Below are 22594 nucleotides of genomic sequence, written 5' to 3'. Positions count from 1 at the left end.
TAATTCTATTTATTTTTAATTACTTCAAAAAACTCCATTAGTTTTATTTCGTCTAAATTCCCATTAGTTCTAACGCTACTACATAAATCTAATCCATATGGATTTACCATTTCTATTGCGTCTAATACATTATTTTTTGAAATTCCTCCTGCCAAAAAAACAGGTATTTTTACTTTTTCAACAATTTTTTTACTTAATTCCCAATTATGAACTCTACCTGTTCCTCCTAATTCTTTTATCTTTAAATTAGGGTTGCCACTATCTAATAAAATAGCATCTACATTTGGCGCTAATTTTATTGCCTCAACAACTGATTGTTGATCAATAACATGTAAAACTTGTACAACTTTTACATTAGGTAATGCTTTTTTTAATTGATAATGAGTACCTTCTGTTAGTTCATCCACTAATTGAATAGTAGTAGTTTTTACTTTATTATAATGCTTTATAATTTCTGAAACTTTGGTTTTACTCGTTAATAAAAAAGTGTCTATATTTTTAGGAATTATATTTGCTATTTCGGCAATTAAATCGTCTGAAATAACTCCTGGGCCACTCGGCATTTCTCCAACTAAACCTATTGCTGAAGCACCAAATTTGATAGCTAACTCAGCTTCTTTAATGCTACTTATACAACAAATTTTTGTTTTTTTCATTATCCTCCAATTGTTGACATACTTTCGGATACATTATTGTCTCGTGCAGCTTCCGCAACAAATCCGTTTTCAGGTTTATGATGAACAGTATTAATAAATAATTCTTTCAGTTCATCATCTGTTGCTCCATTTCTAATAAAATCTCTTACATTAAAAACACCTCCATCAAACAAACAGTTTTTAAATAATCCAGTTGCTGTTATTCTAATTCTATTACAATCGCCACAAATAGTTCTTGTAAATGCTGGTATTATTCCAAAAGTTCCTTTATAATTTGGAATACGATAATTTATGGAAGTAGATGACTTTTTAGAACTAACTTTATTTATTGTTTTATAATGGTTTTCTATAAAACTATAAATATTTTTAAAGTTCCAGTCTTCATCCATTTTTCGTTGACCTTTTCCATTAAAAGGCATTTCTTCGATAAATCTAACAGCAATATCTTTATCTTTGGTAAGTTCAATAAAATCAATAATTTCATCTGTATTAAAACCTGATTGTACCACTACATTAAGTTTTAATTTTAGCTTACTTTTTTCTAAATCTAAAAAAGTTGCGTATACATTATCAAAAACATCTCTTCTTGTAATTTTTGCAAATTTATCTTTCTGCAAACTATCTATGCTTAAATTAACAGCGTTTATATTAAACGTTTCTAGTTTTGGTATGTATTTTGAAATTAATGCTCCATTAGTAGTAATATTAATTTCATTTAATTTATCATTAAAGGATAAAGATTCTAAAAAATTTACAAAATCTTTTCGAACAAAAGGTTCGCCTCCAGTTAGTCTAACTTTATTAACGCCTAATTCAGATAATACTCGAATAATTCGATACATTTCTTTATAGGAAAGCAACTCCTTTCTATCCACAATATCAATACCTTTAGCGGGCATACAATACTGACATCGTAAATTACATCTATCTGTAATTGCTAAACGTAAATACGATATTCTTCTTCCAAACTTATCCGTTAATTTCTGCATTATTATACTATTTTACCGCTTTTTAAAACTACTAAAAGGTCATTTAAAAATGAATTGCAAAGATACAATTTTATCAAGTTTTAATTTGTAACAAAAATCATTAAAAAAAAGCAAAATTATCTAGGCTTACAGTTGCCCTAAATAATCTATTTTATTTCTATAAAGCTTAACAACTCCTTGTGTTTCTAATTTTTTAAGAGTTCTAGAGATAGCTTCTCTGGTAACTTTTAAATCGCGAGCTATATCAAAATGCTTGATTTTAATTGTTTTGATTTTTGTATATTCTATAATGTGTTTTAAATATTTTACAATTCTTTCATCTAAACTTGTAAAAGCAAGGTTGTTTATTGTTTCTATTAAACGTGAAGTTTGCAGATGATTTAATTGTAAATAATATGCACGCCAAGATTCATATTTATGAAACCATGTGTTTACTACTTTTGCTGGAATAGAAATATAAGTAACTTTAGTCATCGCTTCTAATCGAATTTCGCTAATTTTATTTTCTAAAGCATATGTTAGAGTTATTGCACTAGTTTGATTTTCTCCTAAAAAGTGTATAAAAATTCCGTTCCCTTTTCCATCACGTCGTTTAACTTTTACAATGCCAGAAATAATTATGGGAATAAAATTAATTTCCCTTCGAATTTCAACTAAAATTTTATCGGGCTCCGCTTTTTTTAATATTCCAATAGACGAAAGTTCATCCAGCAATTTATTTTCAAATTGATTATAAAAATTACTATTTAAAATTTTGTCTAACTTCATATTATTACAAATTTAGACAAACTTTTGATAAAAAAATTACAAAAGTAGATTTGATTTAATGCGGAATTCTATCTTTAAGCAAACCGTATAAAAATGCGCCAATGGTTGCGCCTAAAATTACCACCAAAATAGAAACCACGCCTTTACCAACAAGAACAAACATTGGACCTGGACAAGCTCCTGCAAGAGCCCAACCTAAACCAAAAAGAGTTCCTCCTAATAAATTCCTATATAATCCTCTTTTTTTAGGGCGCACATGAATTTCCTCGCCTTTAAAAGTTTTAACAACTTTTTTACGAAATAAAAACATACTTACTATACCGATAGCAACTGCCGAACCAATTATTCCATACATATGAAATGATTGAAATTTAAACATTTCATAAATTCTATACCATGAAATTATTTCTGCTTTGCTCATTACTATTCCAAAAAGAATCCCTACTAAAAAAAATTTAATGTATTTCATATTCTATATATTTAAAATAGCATTGGTAAAATAAACCAAGTCATAATTAAACCTCCAATAAAAAAACCTATTACTGAAATTACCGAAGGTATTTCTAAATTACTCAATCCAACAATTGCATGCCCAGATGTACATCCTCCAGCCCAACGAGCTCCAAAACCAACCATTAAACCTGCAATAAGTAATGTTAAAAATCCTTTTAAAGTAAGCATCGTATCTATACTAAAAATTTCATCCGGTAAGTAAGTTGATCCTGCATTTTTAATTCCAATAGCTGCTAAGTCTTTAACTGTTTGTGGATTTATAGCAACAGCATCACTTACTGTTAGCCAATTTGAAGCAATAAAACCTCCTGTAATTGCACCTGCAACAAACATTAAATTCCATTTGTTCTGTTTCCAATCAATTTTAAAATAATCGGTAATTTTTCCTGCACCTCCTATGGCGCAAAAGGTTTCTAAATTTGAAGACACTCCAAATCGTTCACCAAAATAAAAAAGCAAAAACATTACAAAGGCTATAATTGGCCCTGCAACATACCACGCCCAAGGTTGTAGAATAAAATCCATATGATATTATTTAGTTAGTAAATTATAAAAATATGGGAGTAATTTATAACTAAAATTCTAATATTTCAATTTTATTTCGATGCAATTTTATTTTTCCTTCATTTTCCAATTGTTTTAACAATCTGGAAATTACCACTCTAGAAGTATGTAAATCGTATGCAATGTCTTGATGAGTTGTAGTTAAGGAAGTATCTCTCATTATTTGAGCTCTATCCATTAGATACTTATAAAGACGTTCATCCATTTTCATAAATGCCAACGTATCTATAGTTTCCATCATTTCATTTAATCTAACATTGTAGCTATCAATAACAAAATTTCTCCATGATTTATATTTAACTAACCATTCATCTAGCTTTGCTACTGGTAAAAATATAATTTCGGATTCTTTCTCGGCTATTGCTCTAATTCCACACTTTTTATGTGATAGTGCACTAGAAAATGAACTAGCGCAAGTATCTCCTCTTTCTAAAAAATACAACAATATCTCGTCGCCATTTTTGTCTTCTCTGACAATTTTTATAGCGCCATCTAATAATAATGGTACTCCAACCATTTTATCACCTAAATCAACTAATAATTCGTTTTCTCGTAGTTTTTTGTATGTTCCTACCTGTACAATTTCTTCAATTAATTCGTCTTCAAATACAAACGAAAAATAGTTATTTAACTTTTCCCTCATCTTTTAAATATTTTAATATTTTGGCCGTGGCTCCTGTTCTTTCTTCTACATATTTTTTAGCAGTATTTCCTGCTAATTCTCTTATTTCATTTTGCAAAAATATTTTTTTTAAATGTAAGGATAATTTTTCAGAATTATTTGCTACAAAACAAGATTTACTTTCAACTAATTCAACTGCTTCTTTAAACTTATTAAAATTAGGACCTATTATTATTGGAACTCCAAAAGTAGCTGGTTCTAAAACATTATGAACCCCTGTTTTTGTAAACCCTCCACCTACATATGCAACAGTTGCATAACTATAAATTTTAGTTAAAATACCTATGGTATCTACAATAAAAACTTGAAAATTCTGTAAGTTTTCTCCCTTCATTTCTGAGTATAAAACAACTGGCTTTTTTATTTCATTTTTTAATTTCTGAATATCTTGTGAATGTATGTTATGTGGAGCAATAATAAATTTTTCATTATTTAATGCTTCTTTATTTATGTAATTTACCAACATTATTTCATCATCTTTCCAAGTGCTTCCTGCAACTAAAACTTTACTGTCGTTTTTAAATTCATTTATAAATTTAAGTTCGTTATTTTGATTGGTGATTTCAAAAACTCTATCAAATCTAGTATCTCCGCTTACCTTAACATTATTAAAATTTATTGAATTTAATAATCGTTTTGAATTTTCTTCTTGAACAAAAAACTGTGTAAATGCTTTTAAAGATTTTCGCATCCAGCTTCCATAAAATTTAAAAAACATTTGGTTTTTTCTAAAAATTCCTGAAATTAATAAGGTTTTTATATTTCGCTTTTTAAGTTCTTTTAAATAATTTGGCCAAAATTCATATTTAACAAAAAATGCAAATTCAGGATGAATTGCATCTAAAAATAATTGAACGTTTTTTTTGGTATCTAAAGGCAAGTAACAAACAACATCTGCAATTTTATAATTTTTTCTAACTTCATAACCTGATGGAGAGAAAAAAGTGACAACAATTTTTAGTTTTGGGTTTTCTATTTTAATTCGTTCAATAATTGGTCTGCCTTGTTCAAATTCTCCTAATGAAGCACAGTGAAACCAAAAAACATTATCATTTTTAGAAATTGCTTGTTTTAGCTTTAAAAGAGTTTCTTTTCTTCCATTTACAAAAAGACTTATTTTACTATTGAAAATAGCTATAATTTTCAATAAAAACTGAACAATGGTAACTGCTATATTATATAAAAAGTACATGGAGAACAAAGGTACAAAATAGCCAATAAAAAACTCCTAAACATTTAAGTTTAGGAGTTTAAAAATTATCATATTTATTTATTAAGCATCAAAAGGCTCAATAGAAACAAATGATTTATCGTCTTTTCTTTTTTGGAATTTAACCAACCCATCAACTTTTGCATGTAAAGTATGGTCTTTACCCATATATACATTATCTCCTGGATGATGTTGTGTTCCTCTTTGGCGTACAATAATATTACCTGCAATTGCAGCTTGACCACCAAATATTTTAACTCCAAGTCGTTTAGATTCTGATTCTCTACCGTTCTTCGAACTTCCTACTCCTTTTTTATGTGCCATGATATTATGGTTTTAAATTGTACTTTATTTTTTTAACACTTCAATTAATTCGCTTTTCTTTAAAGAAGTGTATCCTGAAATACCTTTTTCTTTTGCTAAAGCTTTTAATTCTGCAACTGTTTTTGATCCTAAATCATCAGAACTTGTTTTTTCAACAGTTTCTGCTTTTGGCTCTTCTTTTTTTGTTGCTTTTTTCTTAGCACCGCTTGCAGCAATACTTTGAATTTGGATTTCAGTAAAAGATTGTCTGTGACCATTTTTTACTCTGTATCCTTTTCTTCGTTTCTTTTTAAAAACGATTACTTTATCACCTTTTAAGTGACCTAAAATTTTAGCCGTTACTTCGGCTCCTTCTATAGCTGGGGCGCCAACTGTTACTGCACCTTCGTTATCTAAAAGAAGAACTTTATCAAAAGAAACTTTTGCTCCTTCTTCTTCTTGTAAACGATGTACAAAAACTTTTTGGTCTTTTGCTACTTTAAACTGCTGCCCTGCTATCTCTACAATTGCGTACATAAGTCTTGTTTTATTCGCTTTATTAATAATTTACTAACCTTTTAATTAAGGCGGGTGCAAATATAAGTTTTTTTCTTTGTTTAGCAAAACAAAATTACACTTATAAACATACTATTTTAAACAGGTTAACTATTTAATATACTAATAATTAGTTAAATATTATAAAACCTCACATTCTTTGTTAAAAGTTTAATAAATTTGAAACGTTTATTGCTATGAAATCTATTTTGCTCCAATTAATATTGTAATTTCATTTTCAAAGTTGTAACACATAATCAATAAAAGCGTCTTATACGCAATAATATTTAACCTAACATAATTAACTATGAGAAAAACATTTTTTTTAAGTATTTTAAGTCTACTTTTAAGCTTGAGTGCTTTTGCCCAAAAAGTAGATTTTGAAGAATACAATTTAAGTAATGGTTTGCATGTAATTTTACATCAAGACAATACAGCCCCTGTAGTAACTACCTCTGTAATGTACCATGTTGGTTCTAAAGACGAAGTTGTTGGCAGAACAGGATTTGCACATTTTTTTGAACACCTTTTATTTGAAGGAACAAAAAATATAAAAAGAGGAGATTGGTTTAAAATTGTTTCTGCTAATGGTGGAACAAATAATGCAAACACTACACAAGACAGAACGTATTACTACGAAGTTTTTCCATCAAACAATTTAAAATTAGGATTATGGATGGAATCTGAACGAATGATGCATCCTATCATCAACCAAATAGGAGTTGACACTCAAAATGAAGTTGTTAAAGAAGAAAAAAGATTACGAGTTGACAATTCTCCTTATGGACAATGGACTTCACAAGTTTTCAAAAACTTATTTAAAAAACATCCTTACCGTTGGACAACAATTGGTGCTATGGCTGATTTAGATGCTGCTACTTTAGAAGAATTTAGAGCTTTTAACAAAAAATATTACATCCCTAATAATGCTGTATTAGTTGTTTCTGGTGATTTTGAACTTGCTTCTACAAAAAAACTAATTAAAGAGTATTTTGAACCTATTCCTTCAGGTAAAAAAGTTACACATCCTTCTATTAAAGAAGAACCTATAACTAAAGAAATTAAAACTACTTTTTACGATCCAAACATACAAATACCTGCTGTTTTTACCGTGTATAGAACTCCTGCAATGACCACAAGAGATGCTAGAGTTTTAGATATGATTTCAGATATTTTAAGCGGAGGAAAAAGTTCAAGATTATATAAAAAATTAGTTAATGATGATAAAAAAGCACTTCAAATTGCTGCATTTAATTATTCTTTAGAAGATTATGGTGCTTATATTGTACTAGCTCTTCCATTAGGAAAAACCTCTTTAGATGAATTAACAAACGACATAAACAAAGAAATTGTAAAACTACAAACCAATTTAATTTCCGAAAAAGAACTTCAAAAATTAAGAAACAAATTCGAAAATAACTTTGTAAACTCTAACGCAAGTGTAGAAGGAATTGCAAACTCTTTGGCTAGATATTATTTACTTTATGGAGATGCTAATTTAATAAATACCGAAATTAATATATACAACTCTGTTACAAGAGAAGAAATTAGAGAAGTTGCTAAAAAATATTTAAATCCTAATCAACGATTAGTATTAGATTATTTACCAAAAAAAGATAAAGAATAAAAATACCAATTATGAAAAACAAAATAGTAACCGTTATTACCTTATTTTTAATAACATTTTCTGTATCTGCTCAAATAGACAGAACCATACAACCAAAACCAGGACCTGCCCCAAAAATAAATATTGGCAAACCTGAAACTTTTGAATTAAAAAATGGTTTAAAAGTATTAATTGTAGAAAACCATGTGCTTCCTAGAGTTTCTGCTACTTTAACTATTAATAACAATTTAATTTTTGAAGGCGATAAAGCTGGAGTTAGTAACTTAACTGGTAGCTTATTAGGAACTGGAACCAATAAAATTAATAAAGATGCATTTAATGAAGAAGTTGATTATTTAGGTGCTAACATTAATTTTTCTAGCCAAAGTGCTAGTATGAGATCTTTATCAAAATATTTTCCACGAGTATTAGAATTAATGGCTGATGCAGCTTTACATCCTATTTTTACACAAGAAGAATTTGATAAAGAATCCGCTAAATTAATTGAAAATTTAAAAAGTGGTGAAAAAAGTGTAAGTAACATTGCAAACAGAGTAGAAAGCGCTTTAGCTTATGGTAAAAATCATCCTTATGGAGAATTTTCAACACCAAAATCTGTAAAAAATGTAAATTTAAACGATGTTAAAAATTTCTACAATACTTATTTTAAACCAAACAACGCATATTTAGTAATTGTTGGGGATGTTAATTTTAAAGACGTTAAAAAATTAGTAAAAAAATATTTTTCTGATTGGAAAAAAGGAACACTTCCAGCTTATAATGTACCAGCAGTTAATAATGTTCCAAAAACTGAAATAGATTTTGTAAACATGCCAAATGCTGTTCAGTCAAATATAGCAGTTGTTAACTCTGCAAACTTAAAAATGAGTAGTCCAGATTATTTTGCTGTAAAACTAGCAAACTACATTCTTGGTGGTGGTGGCGAAGGTCGTCTATTTTTAAATTTACGTGAAGACAAAGGTTATACTTATGGTGCATATTCAAGCATATCAAGTGATGAAAAAACTTCTGCTTTATTTTCTGCATCTGCACAAGTTAGAAATATGGTTTCTGATAGTGCCGCAGTTGAATTTGTAAAAGAAATTAATAAAATTAGAAATACTAAAGTAACGGATGATGAACTTAGAATTGCTAAAGCTGCTTATACAGGAAGCTTTGTGAGAAATGTTGAAAAACCAGCTACTATAGCAAGATACGCTTTAAATATTAGAAGAAATAATTTACCTGATAATTTTTATGAATCATATCTACAAAATATTAATAAAGTTACTGTAGATGATATTCAACGAGTTGCACAAAAATATTTTAGTGCAGATCATGCTAGAATAATTGTTGTTGGAAAAGCTTTAGATGTACTTCCAAACTTAGAGAAATTACCTTATAAAATAAACTATTTTGATAAGGAAGCTAATAAAACTAGCAAACCAGATCTTTCAAAACCTATCCCTGCAGGAGTAACAAAACAAACCGTATTAGATCATTATTTTAATGCTATTGGTGGAGTAGATAAAATTAAAAACATAAAATCTACCTTAGTTACTTATGAAGCAACTGCAATGGGAAACACAGTTCAAAGTACTGAAAAAAGAACTGCAGATAAATATGCTAACGAAACTAGTATGGGCGGAAATGTTGTTGCAAAAATTATTATGACCAAAGATGGAGTAACTATGAATAAACAACCTCTTCCTGAAGCAATGGCAAAAGATATGACTAGTAATTTAGGAACTTTTTTAGAGTTAGGTTTATTACAAAATGAAAATTCTAAATTAACTGGCATAGAACCTATTGATGGTAAAGACGCGTACGTAATTACTACTAAAGGCGATGTGGTTTCTACTTCTATCTATTTTGATGTAAAAACTGGTCTAAAAGTTAGAGAATCTCAAACAGTTACTATGGGAGGAAGAACACAAACCCAAGCAGCTAATTTTAGTGATTATAAAGACTTTAATGGTGTTAAATTTGCTGGTGTTAAAACTGCAAAAGTAGGGCCACAAAACGTTACTTTTAAATTAATAAATGCTAAAATTGATGAAGGCGTTACTGATGCTGACTTTCAATAATATTTAAAATATATATTATTATTATTATTATTAAATGCCTCTTTTTAAGGGGCATTTTTTATTTAGATTTATTTCTATTTACTAAATAAACCCCAAATAAAATAACCAATCCTGCAATAAATTGAATGAAAGATATTTTTTCACCATCCAAAATTCCCCAAGTTATGGCTACTATTGGTATTATATAAGTAACAGAGGAAGAAAATATTGGTGTAGTAATTTGTACTAATTTGTTAAACATAATTTTAGCCAATGCAGTGCCTAAAACCGATAAAATAACCATATAAACCATTGCCATTACATTTGTATGTGTTGGCTGAAAAGTTTCAAAAAACTGAGTATTCCACAAAATAATAAATGCTGGAATAATCATTAAAACAAAATTTGCTACAGCAATTGCAATTGCATCTACATCCTGTAAATATTTCTTTAATATATTTACGTTCAATGCATAACCAACAGAGGCAATTAATATTAAAATAGCATAAAAATAATTTTGATTTGGATGTAACTCTGCTCCTTTTAAAATTAATAATATTGTACCTGCTAAACCAGTAAAAACACCAATAGCTTGGCGCTTAGTAAATCCAATGCCAAAAAATAATGCTCCAAAAATTAATGTATTTAACGGTGTAAATGAATTTAAAATTGAAGCTATAGAACTATCTATTTTATCAATTCCATAAGCGAATAAAAAAACAGGGAAAAATGTCCCCAATAATGCATTTAAAAGTAAATAATACCATTGCCTTTTTGTTAGGTTTAATATTCTTTTAAACCCAATTGCCATTAAAAAAATTGCAGTTATAATAATTCTAAAAGCTCCAACTTGCATAGGTGTTAAACCCAACAACGCTTTTTTCATTAAAATAAAAGAACTCCCCCAAATTAAGGAAAGTACAATTAAATAAACCCACTTTAAGTTATTCTCTACTATTTTCATCTTAAAAAATGCAAAATTCGGATAAAAATTCGGAATAGAAAGTATAAGTTTATACATTCGCAAAAAAATCAATATAAAAACATCATGAAAAAAATAATCACATTATTACTTCTAACTTTTTTTATTGTTTCATGCGGAAACAAAAAAGAGTCCTTAAACAAGGAAAAAGTTAGCACTAAAAAAGAACAAGTTGCTGCTAATTTAAAAAGTATTGAAGTAAATATTGAAGGTATGACTTGTGAAATTGGTTGTGCACGTACAATTCAATCTAAATTATCAAAAGTAGATGGCGTAACTTATGCTAAGGTAAATTTTGACGCTAAAAAAGGAATTTTCACTTACGATTCTAATAAATTAAGTAAAAACGACATTGTTCAAAAAATAAATGGAATTGCAGGTGGTGATTTATATAAAGCTACCAAAACCACTGATATAGAATCAATTATAAAAAAATAATTAACTAAATTATTTTTTCTGCAATAAATTTATTGTTAATTTGTTATAAATAAAAATCAATCAAATTTATCCAAATGAAACAAATTAAATTTTTATTAGCAGTTGCTTTAGTAAGTATTATTGCTATATCATGTAAAGACGTGAAAAAAAGCGACGTGAAAGATGCTGTTAAAACTAATGTTGAAACAGTAAAAGAAGCCGTTGATAGTACTTCAAATTCTGTAAAAGATGCTGTTGATGACGCTTCAAAAAAAGTGGATAGCGTTGCTACCAAAGTAAAAGAAACTTCAGAAGAAGTTAAAAAAGACGTTAAAGAAGGTGTTGAAGCAGTAAAAGATGCTGTTAAAAACTAATTCCCTTTAAAAAAATAAAAAGCCTCAATTATAATTGAGGCTTTTTTTATGCTTTAAATTTTCTTGTATTAAAGAATAAGAAAAGTAAACTCATAAAAAACAATAATCCAACAAGTTGATGACTTACTCCTAAAACTAGTGGAATTTCACCTTTTACATTTAGAACCGTTAATATTCCTAAAGTAAGTTGAACTAACACCAATACTAGTGGAAATTGTATCCATTTTTTTTGATCATTACTCACTACATCTTTTAATTTAAAAAATAGTATAATGGTTAGCGTAACCAATAAATATGCTAAAAAACGATGCGTAAATTGTATTAGTGCAGGCGCAAATAAATAGCTATCATAATTAATCATGTTTCCAAAATTCCAGTTAGCTGAACTTTTTAAAACTGCGGGAATAAACTCACCATTCATATCTGGCCAAGAAGGATAATATAATCCTGCTTTCATACCTGACATTAATCCTGCAAAAATCATTTGTAAAAAAGCTACTCCCAAAACAATAGTAACAAATTTATGTTGCTTTATTTTTTTATCAAGTCCAAAATTATAAACATCTGCAATGGTTTTTATCATAGCAGTTATAACAAATATGGCTAATATAAAATGTAAAGTTAGTTTATAAGCATTTACCCAAGGCCTGTTTACAAAGCCACTTAGTACCATAATCCAACCTGCTGAAGCTGTTAAAATAGTTAGTAAAATAACCACAGCTAATCGTTTTATTAAATAAGAATTTATCTGTTTTTTAAATACAAAAATTAAAAATGGAATTAAAAATATAAACCCTAAAGTACGCACCCAAAGACGATGAAAATACTCCCAGAAATAAATAAATTTAAAATTCTGCAAAGTAAAGGATGAATTTAATTTATGAAATTGTGGGGTTTGTTTATAAAGTTCAAACTCATGAACCCATTCAGAATGATTTAAAGGCGGAATAACTCCTGTTATAACATCCCATTTAGTTATAGACAAACCTGACCCTGTTAATCTAGTTATACCTCCTAAAATAACTTGACCTACTAACATTACCAAGCCAATAATTAACCAAATTCTAATTGTTTTTGTGTATTTATAATTATTTTTTTTCATTTTTCCACCTTAAAGTTTCTATTAAATGGGTAACATCTTTTTCAATATATTTTATAGCAGGTAAAATAGAATCATAATTGGGCCTTGTATAAAAATACAAAGCGCCTTCTAATACGTTTTTAACACTATCTGTTGCGCTAAACTGAAGGTTTGACGCTACATTTCCTTCTACATTATATAATTTAGCAAACACTTTATTATTGTAATCTTCATAAGTTACATCATTAATTGCATCGGCTTTTTTAGCATGTTTAAATGTAAATTTTACAACTTCATTTAATATATCATTCAAATTATTATTATCCGCTTTACGATAAGTAATATATAGTGTTGCTTTTAATTTTGGATATTGAATAGTTGCCCAGCAATTATCCTTTTCTGTAAGTTTTACATTGTTCGAAATTTCAAACTCATACGGACAATTATTCTTTATTTTATGATAGGTTGCTGCTGGATATTGTAAATTTAGATAAGCTTTTGGCTTTGGTAATGTTGTAGTGTTATTACAAGAACCTAAAAAGTCTATTATTAAGAATAAAATTAGCTTACTTATTAAATTCTTCATTAAAATTAATTTGGATTATTAATAGTTACTTTAACTTGTTTAATTCTTTTGTTATCCATGGATTCTATTTTGAAACTAAATTGATTAAATTTTATGATTTCATTTTTTTTAGGAAATTTTCCATGAATTTCTAATATAAAACCAGCAATTGTTTCTGATTCTCCTTTGTTTTCTTCAATATTTGATGGATCTTCAAATTCAATAATTTTATAAAAATCTTTTAAATTGGTTTTTCCTTCAAATAAATAATTATTTGCATCAAGCTTGGAGTACGATAAATCCTCATCATCAAATTCATCACTTATGTCTCCAACTATTTCCTCAATTACATCTTCTAAGGTAATTATACCACTTGTTCCTCCGTATTCATCAACTACAATTGCCAAATGATTTTTCTTTTCTTGAAATTCTTTTAATAAATCATCTAGTTTTTTATTTTCAGGAATAAAATAAGGCTCTCTTAACAAGCTTTGCCAATTAAAATTTTTCTTATTTAAATGTGGTAATAAATCTTTTGTGTATAAAATACCTATAATTTCATCTACACTATCCTCATAAACTGGATTTCTGGAAAATCCTTTTTTAACAATTTTATCTAAAACATCTTCGTACTTTTCATCATTTTTTAAAGCAAAAATATCTATACGAGGCGTCATAATCTGATTAGTTTCAGTATTTCCAAAACTTACAATACCTTGTAAAATTTTTTGATCGTTTTTGGTAGTGTTTTCTATAGTGGTAATTTCTAATGCTTGTGATAAATTTTCGACAGATAAATTTGATTTTTTATTTCCTAATCTATTTTCAACTATTGATGTTAATCCCATTAAAGGCAAGCTTACTACGCTTAATATAGAATTTAAAACTTTAAGCGGAATCGCCATAAATATGGCAAATTTAAGCGATTTTCTTGTTGCATAAATTTTAGGCAAAACCTCCCCAAACAATAAAATTAAAAAAGTTACTAAAACTACTTCAACTAAAAATTTAACTATTTCGGAATTAATGCCTGAAAACAAAATATTACCAACGTACGCAAAAATTAAAACAATTAAAATGTTTATAAAATTATTTAAAATTAAAATAGTTGCTAGTAATTTTTTTGGTTTACGCAACAAATTTGCGACAGTATTTTCGGCAGATGATTTAGATTCTGAAGCTTTATTTAAATCCGATTGTGACAAGGAAAAAAAAGCAACTTCAGCTCCTGAAATTAATGCCGATAGCAATAAAAGCACTAATAGAATTAGTATACTTGCTATAAGCCAATAATTTATATTTAATGTGGAAAAAAAATCTAAAAATGCGGGTTCAGAATCCAAATTTATAGGTCTTTAATTAAACTTAAAATGGTAAATCATCATCATTATTAGAATCAGAATTATTTACAGGAGGTTCAGACTTTAAAGTTTCAGTATTTTTTGTTTGAGTTTCAGACATTGGAGCATTTAAATCATTTTTAGTAGTTAAAAATGTCATATCAACTACATGAATTTCTGTAGTATATCTTTTCGAACCATCTTCTGCTTGCCATTGACGTGTTTTAATACGTCCTTCACAATATACTTTATCTCCTTTTTTTAAGTATTTTTCACAAATTTCAGCAAGTTTATTTCTAACTACAATATTATGCCATTCGGTAGTGGTAACTTTCTCTCCTGTTTGTTTGTTAGTATAGGTTTCATTAGTGGCTAAAGGAAACCTTCCTATAGAACTTCCTCCTTCAAAATAGTGCATTTTTACTTCATCTCCTAAATGCCCTATTAAAATTACTTTATTGATTGTACCAGCCATTTTTTAGTTTTTAAATAGTACTCAAAAGTACTAATTTTTTTAAAAGTTAATAAATTCATTGATAAAATTATCAATTAATAAAGGTACAGGATATTTTTTAATTGTTTCCCACGAATAAGAAATTTTATTAGAGTCGTTAGTTTTTACAATCCAAAATTTTGCATAAATATGCTGATGCGATAATTTGTGTGGTTTTACTGTATCATTAAACAACTTAATTGTATGGTTTTCTGAATTACAAATTTTTAAAAATTCCTTATGGTTTATTAGTTTGTTTTCGTCAATTTCTTCTTTAGTTTCTATTAGTGGGAATTGATATAAATTTTTCCAAATTCCATTTGTTCGTTGCTCTAATATAGTTTTATTTGTTGAAGTCTTAAAAACTAAATAATTAAAATATCTTGTTTTAATTATTATTTTTTTCTCTTTAACAGGTAATTTATCTACTTCATTTTTTGATAATGCAAAACAACTATCCTTTAATATACAATTACTACATTTCGGTTTTTTTGGTGTACAAACTGTTGCACCAAACTCCATAACTGCTTGGTTAAAAGTGCCGGGGTTTTCAGAATCTATAAGGTCTTGAGCAAGTAATTTAAATTCTTTAATCCCTTTAGAGGAATTAATTGCTATAAAAACCCCAAAATAACGAGCTAATAAACGATAAACATTTCCATCTACTACAGCTGTTTTTTCATTATTACATATAGATGCTATTGCTGATGCAGTATAATCTCCAACACCTTTTAGTTTTATCAACTCATTATAAGTAACCGGAAATTCACCATTTAATTCATTAACTATATATTGTGCAGAAAAATGTAAATTTCTAGCTCTGGAATAATATCCTAAACCTTGCCATAATTTTAAAACCTTTTCTTCGGGCGCTTTTGCTAAATCAAAAATTGTTGGAAATTCTTGTATAAACTTAAAATAATAGGGTAATCCTTGGTTAACTTTTGTTTGTTGCAAAATTATTTCTGACAACCAAATATTGTACGGATTTTTAGTATTTCGCCAGGGCAAATCTCTTTTGTTAGCTAAGTACCAGTGTATTAAAGAATTAGAAAAATTCATCATTATTATTAGTATTTTGCAATATTACAAGTTTTAATCAATTAAATTTTAATGAATTAACTTTTTAAATTCGATTTATATATCCTATATTTGCCGTCTTAATTTTAGTATAACAATATATAATTTATATAAGAAATGACGAAAGCAGAAATCGTATCGAGTATTTCAGACAAATCTGGGATTGAAAAAGCGGATGTTTTAGCTACAGTTGAAGCATTTATGGAAGAGGTTAAAAGTTCTTTAGAAAAGGGAGACAATGTTTATTTAAGAGGTTTTGGTAGTTTTATTATTAAAACAAGAGCTGAAAAAACAGGTAGAAATATTTCAAAAAATACTACTATAAAAATTCCTGCTCACAATATACCTGCTTTTAAACCTGCAAAAGTTTTTGTTGAAGGTGTTAAAAGCAACGTTGAAGTTCAATAAGACAACAATATTATTAACGTAAAATAACATTTTATTATGCCAAGTGGTAAAAAAAGAAAGAGAACTAAAATCTCTACTCACAAACGTAAAAAAAGAGCTAGAGCTAATAGGCACAAAAAGAAAAAGTAAGCAATGCTTACTTTTTCTTTCATTTTAAAAGTTCATTGAAATAGATAATTACATACTAAATTTGTAATTATTGTTGGGTATTAAAAAAATCCTGTTAAAAAATTATTTATAAATAGTTCAAACTAAAAATTTGAACACAAAAACAATACAGAGTGAAAACAGAATTAATAATTAGATCAAATTCCTCTGATATTGATTTCGCCTTATTAAAAGACGGTAAATTAACAGCACTTAATACAGAATCAAACGAAAATAAATTTTCAGTAGGCGATATTTTTATCGCTAAAATTGGAAAAGTACTTTCAGGTTTAAACGCTTCATTTGTTAACGTAGGTTACGCAAAAGATGGGTTTTTACATTATCATGATTTAGGTGCACAATTACTATCACTTAATAAATTTATAAAAGGTGTTAGCACAGGTAAAATTAAAGATTACACTTTAAAAAATTTTAAATTAGAAAACGATATTGACAAAAATGGAAGTATCGCTGATGTACTAAAATCAGGTCAAAAAACATTAGTACAAATTGTTAAAGAACCTATTTCAACCAAAGGACCTCGTTTAAGTTCTGAGATATCTATAGCTGGTAGATTTATGGTATTAGTTCCTTTTTCAAACAGAGTTTCTGTATCACAGAAAATAATAAACATAGAAGAAAAAGAACGTTTAAAAAGATTAATTACAAGCATTAAGCCCAAAGGTTTTGGAGTTATTATTAGAACTGTTGCCGAAAACAAAAAAGTAGCAGAACTAGATAAAGACATACAAAACTCCTTAGATCGTTGGATTGTAATGTGTAAAAAAATTAGATCTATAAAAGCAGATCAAACTCCTGTAAAAGTTTTAAGTGAATTAAATAGAGCCTCTTCAATTTTAAGAGATGTTTTTAATGATTCCTTTACTAATATAGTAGCAAATGATGAAACTTTATTTTTAGAAATAAAGGAATATTTGCAAGAAATTGCGCCAACTAAAGAAGGAATTGTAAGTTTATATAAATCACAAGTTCCTATTTTTGAAAAATTTGGCATTGAACGTCAAATTAAAACTTCTTTTGGAAAAACTGTTTCCATGAGTAAAGGCGCTTATTTAGTTATAGAACATACAGAAGCACTTCATGTAATTGATGTAAATAGCGGAAATCGCTCAAATAAAACATCATCTCAAGAAGATACTGCTTTAGAAGTTAATTTAATTGCTGCTTCAGAAATTGCTCGCCAATTACAGTTAAGAGATATGGGAGGAATTATTGTAGTAGATTTTATTGATATGCAAACTGCGGAAAACAGACAAAAATTGTTTGAACATTTAAAAGCAGAAATGGCATTTGATAAAACAAAACATAAAATATTACCGCCAAGTAAATTTGGCTTAGTACAAATTACCAGACAACGAGTTAGACCTGAAATGGTAATTAAAACATCTGAACCAAATCCTAGTGGAAATGGAGAAGTTGAAGCTCCAATTGTGTTAATTAACACAATTTCAGCAGAATTAGATAAGCTAATTCATAATAAAAAGTATAAAAAGATAGTTTTAAATACACATCCTTTTATTGCTGCTTATTTAACAAAAGGGTTGCCATCAATACAACAAAAATGGTTTACCAAATATAAAAAGTGGATTAAAATTTTACCAAGAGATGCTTACCAATATTTGAGATTTGATTTTACTGATAATAAAGGTAAAATACTTAAATAAGGCATTACAATATCAAAAAAAATAGTCCTGCAATTAATTGCAGGGCTTTTTTTAAAACCAGTACCCAACGTTAAAATACCAATACTTTTCTTTATGATCTGGAGACCAAGCGTAATTTATTTCTATTGGGCCTAAAAAAGTGTCTAACCCATAACCAATCATATAACCAGATTTGGTGTTTTCAAACAATCTTCCTCCATTAAATATATCTTTTTCAACTCGTGCATAGTTTGCGGTAGTCATTAAATAGTTTTTAGGTAAAAATTCATACCTAAGCGTTAAACCTGATTTTAAAAACGAATTTCCATTAAGTTCTGCAAAATCATATCCATAGAATGGAACAAATTTATTTATAAAATTTTCTCCATAACCTCCTAAATTATAATCTAAAACTCTATTCTCATTTTCTCCTATTGTGATACCTGCTTCAGAAATAATATGTGTGGTTAATTTATTGAAAAAAGTATGAGCTAAACCTATTTTCCCTTTTAACTGAGAAAAAGGTTTAAACTTAAAATGTTCTAATTCAAAATCGCTATGATAATCCGATGAAGTTAAATGCCACCTAAAATCAGCATTTAAATAAAACCCTTTTTTTTGAAAATATTTTTTATCATAAGTATCTATTTTAATAGAGGCAATTAAATTTAAATAATCTGATTTTTCAAAATATCCTCTACTTACATTTGAGGAAATAGTATCTAACGCAGCAATAGTTTCAGTATATGCTTTTATATTTTTATGCTCAGCACCCATTTCAATTGCAAACTTTCTATTAAAAACTGTTTGCACATAAATTTGGTTTGTAAAATCTTCATAATTTAAGCTAATTTTGTTCACATTAGCTTCATTAAAATTTACATCTGCTTGAAAATTATTATATCTTGACCTAACTCCAAAACTCCAATAAAATCCATTGTCAATAAAATAATTTAAGTTATACCTTAAATTATCGCCCAAAATAATATCTGTGGATAGCACATCATTTTTATTAAGTACATGCTTAGATGTTATATTTACTAAAACGCCTGTTTTATATAAATCATCATAATGAATACCTAATTTAAGATAGTTAGCAATTTCGTTTTCTTTAACTTTAAATTGTACTGTTTCTCCATCACCATCTTTTAATAAATTATATTGAATAGATTCAAAATTACCCGTTGCGGTAATATTATTAATGCAACTTTCTAATTTTTCATAGTTAGTAGAATCTTGCCTTTTTATATTTAATTTTCCAAGCATATATGCTCTTGTATAATTTTTATTGCCTGTTACTTCAATTTTTTTAATAACAAATTTTCGTTTAAAATTATTTTTAAGTGTTGGCTTCGGTTTTTGGATTTGCCGTTTAGCAATAGCTTTTAATTCTTCCATTTTTCCTCTTGCAGCACTATCTCCTTTTTTCATAATTTCATCTATTTTATCAAATGAAACTACATTAAAATCTTTAACATTTGGTTTTATTAATACATCAACATAATTATGCTCTCCTTCATCATTTTTATTAATTTGAAATCCAACAATTTGATTTAAAATTTTTATGGCAGAATCTAAATTTTCTTTTTTATCTAAACCATTTTGTGTGTCCACTCCAATTAAAACATCTGCTCCCATACTTTTAACTTCTTTTGCAGGAAAATTATTTACAATTCCTCCATCGGTTAAAAGCTTTCCATTAATTTCCACTGGAGATAACAAAGTTGGAAAAGATCCACTTGCTTTCATTGCTAAAGGTAAAAAACCCTTTCTCAAAATTTCCTCGTTTCCATTTTCTAAATTAGTAGCTATACATAAAAACGGAATTGGTAGTTTATTAAAATCGTTAATATTATTGACCTGCTGGGTTAATTTGGTAAGTAAATTAAGTAAATTTTGTCCGCCAGACAAAGCTGCCGGAATTCCAACTTTTCTCTTTTTTATCGGCAGTATTAAAACGTATTTTTCACCATTTTCCTTTTCATAAAATGGTTTTGATTTACGAGGTAAATCACCTGAAAGAATTTGTTGATAATTTATTGATCTTAAAATGGAATCTAATTGTTTTGCATTATAACCAGCTGCATACAAACCACCAACAATCGCTCCCATACTAGTTCCTCCAATATAATCAATTCTAACACCTGCTTCCTCCAAAACCTTAATGGCAGCAACATGAGCAAACCCTTTTGCCCCACCTCCACTTAAAACTAAGCCTACTTTTATATTTTCTTTCTTTGGTTCATTTTGCGAAAACAAAGAAAAACTAGAAATTAGTAAAAGAAAAATTATAAGCTTTTTCATGTTTTCCTTTTTTGATAATATTCTATTATTTTTTGAGCACGATTTTTACCAACTATTTTTTCGATTTCGGTAAATGACGCTTGTTTAATTCTTTTAACAGATTTAAAATGTTTCATTAAAGATACAACAGTTTGCTTTCCGATACCAGAAATTTGATCTAATTCATTGGTTAAAGCAGCTTTACTTCGTTTATTTCTATGGTGTGTAATTCCAAACCGATGCGCTTCATCTCTCAGTCGTTGAATTATTTTTAAACTTTCAGAAGTTTTATCTAAATATAACGGAATAGGATCTTTTGGATAATAAATTTCTTCTAATCTTTTTGCAATTCCTATTATAGCAATTTTATTACGTAATCCTAAAACATCTAAGCTTTTTACAGCAGAAGATAATTGTCCTTTACCTCCATCAATAACTATAAGCTGTGGCAAAGGTTGATCTTCTTCTTTTAAACGTTTATAACGTCTAAAAACCACTTCTTCCATAGAGGCAAAATCATCAGGTCCAACTACAGTTTTTATATTAAAATGACGATAATCTTTTTTGCTTGGTTTTCCGTTTTTAAAAACTACACAAGCAGCAACCGGATTGGTTCCTTGGATGTTTGAATTATCAAAACATTCAATGTGGCGAGGTTCACTAGAAAGTTTTAAATCTTTTTTCATTTGAGCCATAATACGATTTACATGCCTATCTGGATCAACAATTTTTATTTGTTTAAACCGCTCTTGTCTATAATATTTTGCATTTCGTATGCTTAACTCTACAATTCTTTTTTTATCTCCTAATTTAGGAATAGTTACTTTTATATTCTCTCCTAAATCCACCTCAAACGGAACATAAATTTCTTTTGATTGTGAGTTAAATCGGGTTTGTATTTCTATAATAAAAAGCTCTAATAATTTTTTATCTGTTTCGTTTAATTTCTTTTTAATTTCTGTTGTATGCGATTGAATAATAGCTCCGTTTACTATTTTAAAAAAGTTTGCATATGCAAAACTCTCGTCTGAAATAAGCGAAAAAACGTCCACATTGGTAATGGACGGATTTACTACGGTAGATTTTGCCTGATAATTTGCAAGTAAATCTATTTTATCCTTTATTTTTTGTGCTTCCTCAAATTCCATATTCTCAGCAAATTGATGCATCAAATCCTTAAATAGCAAAATGGCTTGTTTAAAATTTCCTTTTATAATATTTCGTATCGCATCAATATCATTTTTATAATCTTGTTCTTTTTGCAATCCTTCGCATGGCCCTTTACAGTTTCCAATATGATAATCTAAACAAACTTTATATTTCCGAGATTCAATGTTTTTTTTACTTAAATAATAATTACAAGTTCGTAAAGAATAAAGTTCGTTTATTAAATCTAATAATGCCCGTGCTGTTCTAACAGATGTATATGGACCAAAATACTCCGAACCATCTTTAACAACATTTCTAGTTAAAAATATACGTGGAAATTTTTCTTTTTTTATACAAATCCAAGGATATGTTTTATCATCTTTTAGCAAAACATTATAACGAGGTTTATACTTTTTAATTAAATTATTTTCAAGTAAAAGCGCATCGGTTTCAGAATTAACTACAATGTGTTTTATGTTAGCTATTTTTTTTACTAGAACTCTGGTTTTTCCATTTTCATGGTTTTTAGTAAAATAGGAAGAAACTCTTTTTTTTAAATTTTTTGCTTTACCAACATATAAAATCACTTCATTTTTATCATAATATTGATAAACACCTGGTTGATTAGGAAGAGTTTGTATTTGTAATTTAAGGTCCAATTAGCTCGTAAATTTAAAGTTTAAAAGTAAGATTTATTTT

The 22594-nt window shown here is 27.9% G+C and carries 23 protein-coding genes; 6 read left to right on the top strand and 17 right to left on the bottom strand.

All coding sequences use genetic code 11. The annotated features are described in order from the left end of the window. Positions 1 to 5: 5 nt before the first annotated feature. From R3342_RS03115 to rplU, 9 genes are all read right to left on the bottom strand, one after another. Positions 6 to 656, bottom strand: coding sequence for a phosphoribosylanthranilate isomerase (locus R3342_RS03115; protein WP_318938213.1), 651 nt, complete (start codon positions 654 to 656; stop codon positions 6 to 8). Then, on the bottom strand, positions 656 to 1645 hold the full coding sequence (gene moaA / locus R3342_RS03110; protein WP_318938212.1) for a GTP 3',8-cyclase MoaA: 990 nt from the start codon (positions 1643 to 1645) through the stop codon (positions 656 to 658). The genes R3342_RS03115 and moaA overlap by 1 nt, the downstream gene beginning before the upstream one ends. A gap of 126 nt (positions 1646 to 1771) precedes the next feature. Next, on the bottom strand, positions 1772 to 2413 hold the full coding sequence (locus R3342_RS03105) for a Crp/Fnr family transcriptional regulator (RefSeq protein ID WP_318938211.1): 642 nt from the start codon (positions 2411 to 2413) through the stop codon (positions 1772 to 1774). A gap of 55 nt (positions 2414 to 2468) precedes the next feature. Next, a complete protein-coding gene (locus tag R3342_RS03100; RefSeq protein ID WP_318938210.1) occupies positions 2469 to 2882 on the bottom strand; it encodes a DUF6691 family protein in 414 nt (137 codons plus the stop codon). An 11-nt stretch (positions 2883 to 2893) separates the two neighbouring features. After that, positions 2894 to 3451 carry a YeeE/YedE family protein gene (locus R3342_RS03095; RefSeq protein WP_318938209.1) on the bottom strand — a complete coding sequence of 186 codons (558 nt, stop codon included), beginning with the start codon at positions 3449 to 3451 and terminating at the stop codon, positions 2894 to 2896. Between the two features lie 49 nt (positions 3452 to 3500). After that, on the bottom strand, positions 3501 to 4133 hold the full coding sequence (locus tag R3342_RS03090) for a Crp/Fnr family transcriptional regulator (protein ID WP_318938208.1): 633 nt from the start codon (positions 4131 to 4133) through the stop codon (positions 3501 to 3503). Beyond that, positions 4114 to 5364, bottom strand: coding sequence for a 3-deoxy-D-manno-octulosonic acid transferase (locus R3342_RS03085; RefSeq protein WP_318938207.1), 1251 nt, complete (start codon positions 5362 to 5364; stop codon positions 4114 to 4116). Before R3342_RS03085 ends, R3342_RS03090 begins: the two co-directional genes overlap by 20 nt. 81 nt (positions 5365 to 5445) lie before the next feature. Continuing rightward, complete coding sequence (gene rpmA / locus R3342_RS03080; RefSeq protein WP_318938206.1) at positions 5446 to 5706, bottom strand: 50S ribosomal protein L27; 261 nt, start codon at positions 5704 to 5706, stop codon at positions 5446 to 5448. Between the two features lie 24 nt (positions 5707 to 5730). Further along, positions 5731 to 6222, bottom strand: a complete 492-nt coding sequence (rplU, locus tag R3342_RS03075) for a 50S ribosomal protein L21 (RefSeq protein WP_318938205.1) — start codon at positions 6220 to 6222, stop codon at positions 5731 to 5733. 325 nt (positions 6223 to 6547) lie between these two features. Between rplU and R3342_RS03070 the strand changes: the two genes are divergently transcribed. Next, positions 6548 to 7867: a pitrilysin family protein gene (locus R3342_RS03070; RefSeq protein WP_318938204.1), complete on the top strand. Its 1320-nt coding sequence runs from the start codon at positions 6548 to 6550 to the stop codon at positions 7865 to 7867. An 11-nt stretch (positions 7868 to 7878) separates the two neighbouring features. Beyond that, positions 7879 to 9933 (top strand): pitrilysin family protein, encoded by a 2055-nt coding sequence (locus R3342_RS03065; RefSeq protein ID WP_318938203.1) that lies wholly within the window; start codon positions 7879 to 7881, stop codon positions 9931 to 9933. Positions 9934 to 9991: 58 nt separating this feature from the next. On the opposite strand, the gene R3342_RS03060 is transcribed toward R3342_RS03065, so the two are convergent. Further along, positions 9992 to 10876: a DMT family transporter gene (locus R3342_RS03060; protein ID WP_318938202.1), complete on the bottom strand. Its 885-nt coding sequence runs from the start codon at positions 10874 to 10876 to the stop codon at positions 9992 to 9994. An 84-nt stretch (positions 10877 to 10960) separates the two neighbouring features. On the opposite strand from R3342_RS03060, the gene R3342_RS03055 reads away from it, so the two are divergent. Together R3342_RS03055 and R3342_RS03050 are read left to right on the top strand one after the other, a co-directional pair. Continuing rightward, positions 10961 to 11332 (top strand): heavy metal-associated domain-containing protein, encoded by a 372-nt coding sequence (locus R3342_RS03055; RefSeq protein WP_318938201.1) that lies wholly within the window; start codon positions 10961 to 10963, stop codon positions 11330 to 11332. Between the two features lie 74 nt (positions 11333 to 11406). Beyond that, positions 11407 to 11685: a hypothetical protein gene (locus R3342_RS03050; RefSeq protein WP_318938200.1), complete on the top strand. Its 279-nt coding sequence runs from the start codon at positions 11407 to 11409 to the stop codon at positions 11683 to 11685. 46 nt (positions 11686 to 11731) lie between these two features. Here R3342_RS03050 and R3342_RS03045 read toward each other — a convergent pair whose 3' ends face one another. The 5 genes from R3342_RS03045 to mutY are packed head-to-tail and all read right to left on the bottom strand — an operon-like array spanning position 11732 to position 16226. Next, on the bottom strand, positions 11732 to 12787 hold the full coding sequence (locus R3342_RS03045) for a COX15/CtaA family protein (RefSeq protein ID WP_318938199.1): 1056 nt from the start codon (positions 12785 to 12787) through the stop codon (positions 11732 to 11734). Beyond that, a complete protein-coding gene (gene gldD, locus R3342_RS03040; protein WP_318938198.1) occupies positions 12774 to 13352 on the bottom strand; it encodes a gliding motility lipoprotein GldD in 579 nt (192 codons plus the stop codon). The genes R3342_RS03045 and gldD overlap by 14 nt, the downstream gene beginning before the upstream one ends. 5 nt (positions 13353 to 13357) lie before the next feature. Next, positions 13358 to 14674, bottom strand: a complete 1317-nt coding sequence (locus R3342_RS03035) for a gliding motility-associated protein GldE (protein WP_318938197.1) — start codon at positions 14672 to 14674, stop codon at positions 13358 to 13360. A 22-nt stretch (positions 14675 to 14696) separates the two neighbouring features. Further along, positions 14697 to 15146 (bottom strand): single-stranded DNA-binding protein, encoded by a 450-nt coding sequence (locus tag R3342_RS03030; RefSeq protein ID WP_318938196.1) that lies wholly within the window; start codon positions 15144 to 15146, stop codon positions 14697 to 14699. Between the two features lie 39 nt (positions 15147 to 15185). Further along, the gene (gene mutY, locus R3342_RS03025; protein WP_318938864.1) at positions 15186 to 16226 is read right to left on the bottom strand and encodes an A/G-specific adenine glycosylase; all 1041 of its coding nucleotides are present in this window, start codon (positions 16224 to 16226) and stop codon (positions 15186 to 15188) included. A 135-nt stretch (positions 16227 to 16361) separates the two neighbouring features. Here mutY and R3342_RS03020 point away from each other — a divergent pair, with 135 nt between their 5' ends. After that, positions 16362 to 16652 (top strand): HU family DNA-binding protein, encoded by a 291-nt coding sequence (locus tag R3342_RS03020; RefSeq protein ID WP_318938195.1) that lies wholly within the window; start codon positions 16362 to 16364, stop codon positions 16650 to 16652. 281 nt (positions 16653 to 16933) lie between these two features. Continuing rightward, complete coding sequence (locus R3342_RS03015; protein ID WP_318938194.1) at positions 16934 to 18484, top strand: ribonuclease E/G; 1551 nt, start codon at positions 16934 to 16936, stop codon at positions 18482 to 18484. A gap of 51 nt (positions 18485 to 18535) precedes the next feature. Here R3342_RS03015 and R3342_RS03010 read toward each other — a convergent pair whose 3' ends face one another. Both R3342_RS03010 and uvrC read right to left on the bottom strand, forming a co-directional pair. Continuing rightward, positions 18536 to 20767: a patatin-like phospholipase family protein gene (locus R3342_RS03010; protein WP_318938193.1), complete on the bottom strand. Its 2232-nt coding sequence runs from the start codon at positions 20765 to 20767 to the stop codon at positions 18536 to 18538. Then, a complete protein-coding gene (gene uvrC, locus R3342_RS03005; RefSeq protein ID WP_318938192.1) occupies positions 20764 to 22554 on the bottom strand; it encodes an excinuclease ABC subunit UvrC in 1791 nt (596 codons plus the stop codon). The genes R3342_RS03010 and uvrC overlap by 4 nt, the downstream gene beginning before the upstream one ends. Positions 22555 to 22594: the final 40 nt, after the last annotated feature.

The organism is Lutibacter sp. (assembly GCF_033723435.1).
Taxonomy (GTDB): domain Bacteria; phylum Bacteroidota; class Bacteroidia; order Flavobacteriales; family Flavobacteriaceae; genus Lutibacter.
Note: the sequence above shows the minus strand (reverse complement) of the source record. Positions and strands in the feature narration are given on the sequence as shown.

Coding starts and splice junctions, on each gene's coding strand:
- R3342_RS03115 (WP_318938213.1), bottom strand. CDS start 656: ATGAAAAAAACAAAAATTTGTTGTATAAGTAGCATTAAAGAAGCTGAG.
- moaA (WP_318938212.1), bottom strand. CDS start 1,645: ATGCAGAAATTAACGGATAAGTTTGGAAGAAGAATATCGTATTTACGT.
- R3342_RS03105 (WP_318938211.1), bottom strand. CDS start 2,413: ATGAAGTTAGACAAAATTTTAAATAGTAATTTTTATAATCAATTTGAA.
- R3342_RS03100 (WP_318938210.1), bottom strand. CDS start 2,882: ATGAAATACATTAAATTTTTTTTAGTAGGGATTCTTTTTGGAATAGTA.
- R3342_RS03095 (WP_318938209.1), bottom strand. CDS start 3,451: ATGGATTTTATTCTACAACCTTGGGCGTGGTATGTTGCAGGGCCAATT.
- R3342_RS03090 (WP_318938208.1), bottom strand. CDS start 4,133: ATGAGGGAAAAGTTAAATAACTATTTTTCGTTTGTATTTGAAGACGAA.
- R3342_RS03085 (WP_318938207.1), bottom strand. CDS start 5,364: ATGTACTTTTTATATAATATAGCAGTTACCATTGTTCAGTTTTTATTG.
- rpmA (WP_318938206.1), bottom strand. CDS start 5,706: ATGGCACATAAAAAAGGAGTAGGAAGTTCGAAGAACGGTAGAGAATCA.
- rplU (WP_318938205.1), bottom strand. CDS start 6,222: ATGTACGCAATTGTAGAGATAGCAGGGCAGCAGTTTAAAGTAGCAAAA.
- R3342_RS03070 (WP_318938204.1), top strand. CDS start 6,548: ATGAGAAAAACATTTTTTTTAAGTATTTTAAGTCTACTTTTAAGCTTG.
- R3342_RS03065 (WP_318938203.1), top strand. CDS start 7,879: ATGAAAAACAAAATAGTAACCGTTATTACCTTATTTTTAATAACATTT.
- R3342_RS03060 (WP_318938202.1), bottom strand. CDS start 10,876: ATGAAAATAGTAGAGAATAACTTAAAGTGGGTTTATTTAATTGTACTT.
- R3342_RS03055 (WP_318938201.1), top strand. CDS start 10,961: ATGAAAAAAATAATCACATTATTACTTCTAACTTTTTTTATTGTTTCA.
- R3342_RS03050 (WP_318938200.1), top strand. CDS start 11,407: ATGAAACAAATTAAATTTTTATTAGCAGTTGCTTTAGTAAGTATTATT.
- R3342_RS03045 (WP_318938199.1), bottom strand. CDS start 12,787: ATGAAAAAAAATAATTATAAATACACAAAAACAATTAGAATTTGGTTA.
- gldD (WP_318938198.1), bottom strand. CDS start 13,352: ATGAAGAATTTAATAAGTAAGCTAATTTTATTCTTAATAATAGACTTT.
- R3342_RS03030 (WP_318938196.1), bottom strand. CDS start 15,146: ATGGCTGGTACAATCAATAAAGTAATTTTAATAGGGCATTTAGGAGAT.
- mutY (WP_318938864.1), bottom strand. CDS start 16,226: ATGAATTTTTCTAATTCTTTAATACACTGGTACTTAGCTAACAAAAGA.
- R3342_RS03020 (WP_318938195.1), top strand. CDS start 16,362: ATGACGAAAGCAGAAATCGTATCGAGTATTTCAGACAAATCTGGGATT.
- R3342_RS03010 (WP_318938193.1), bottom strand. CDS start 20,767: ATGAAAAAGCTTATAATTTTTCTTTTACTAATTTCTAGTTTTTCTTTG.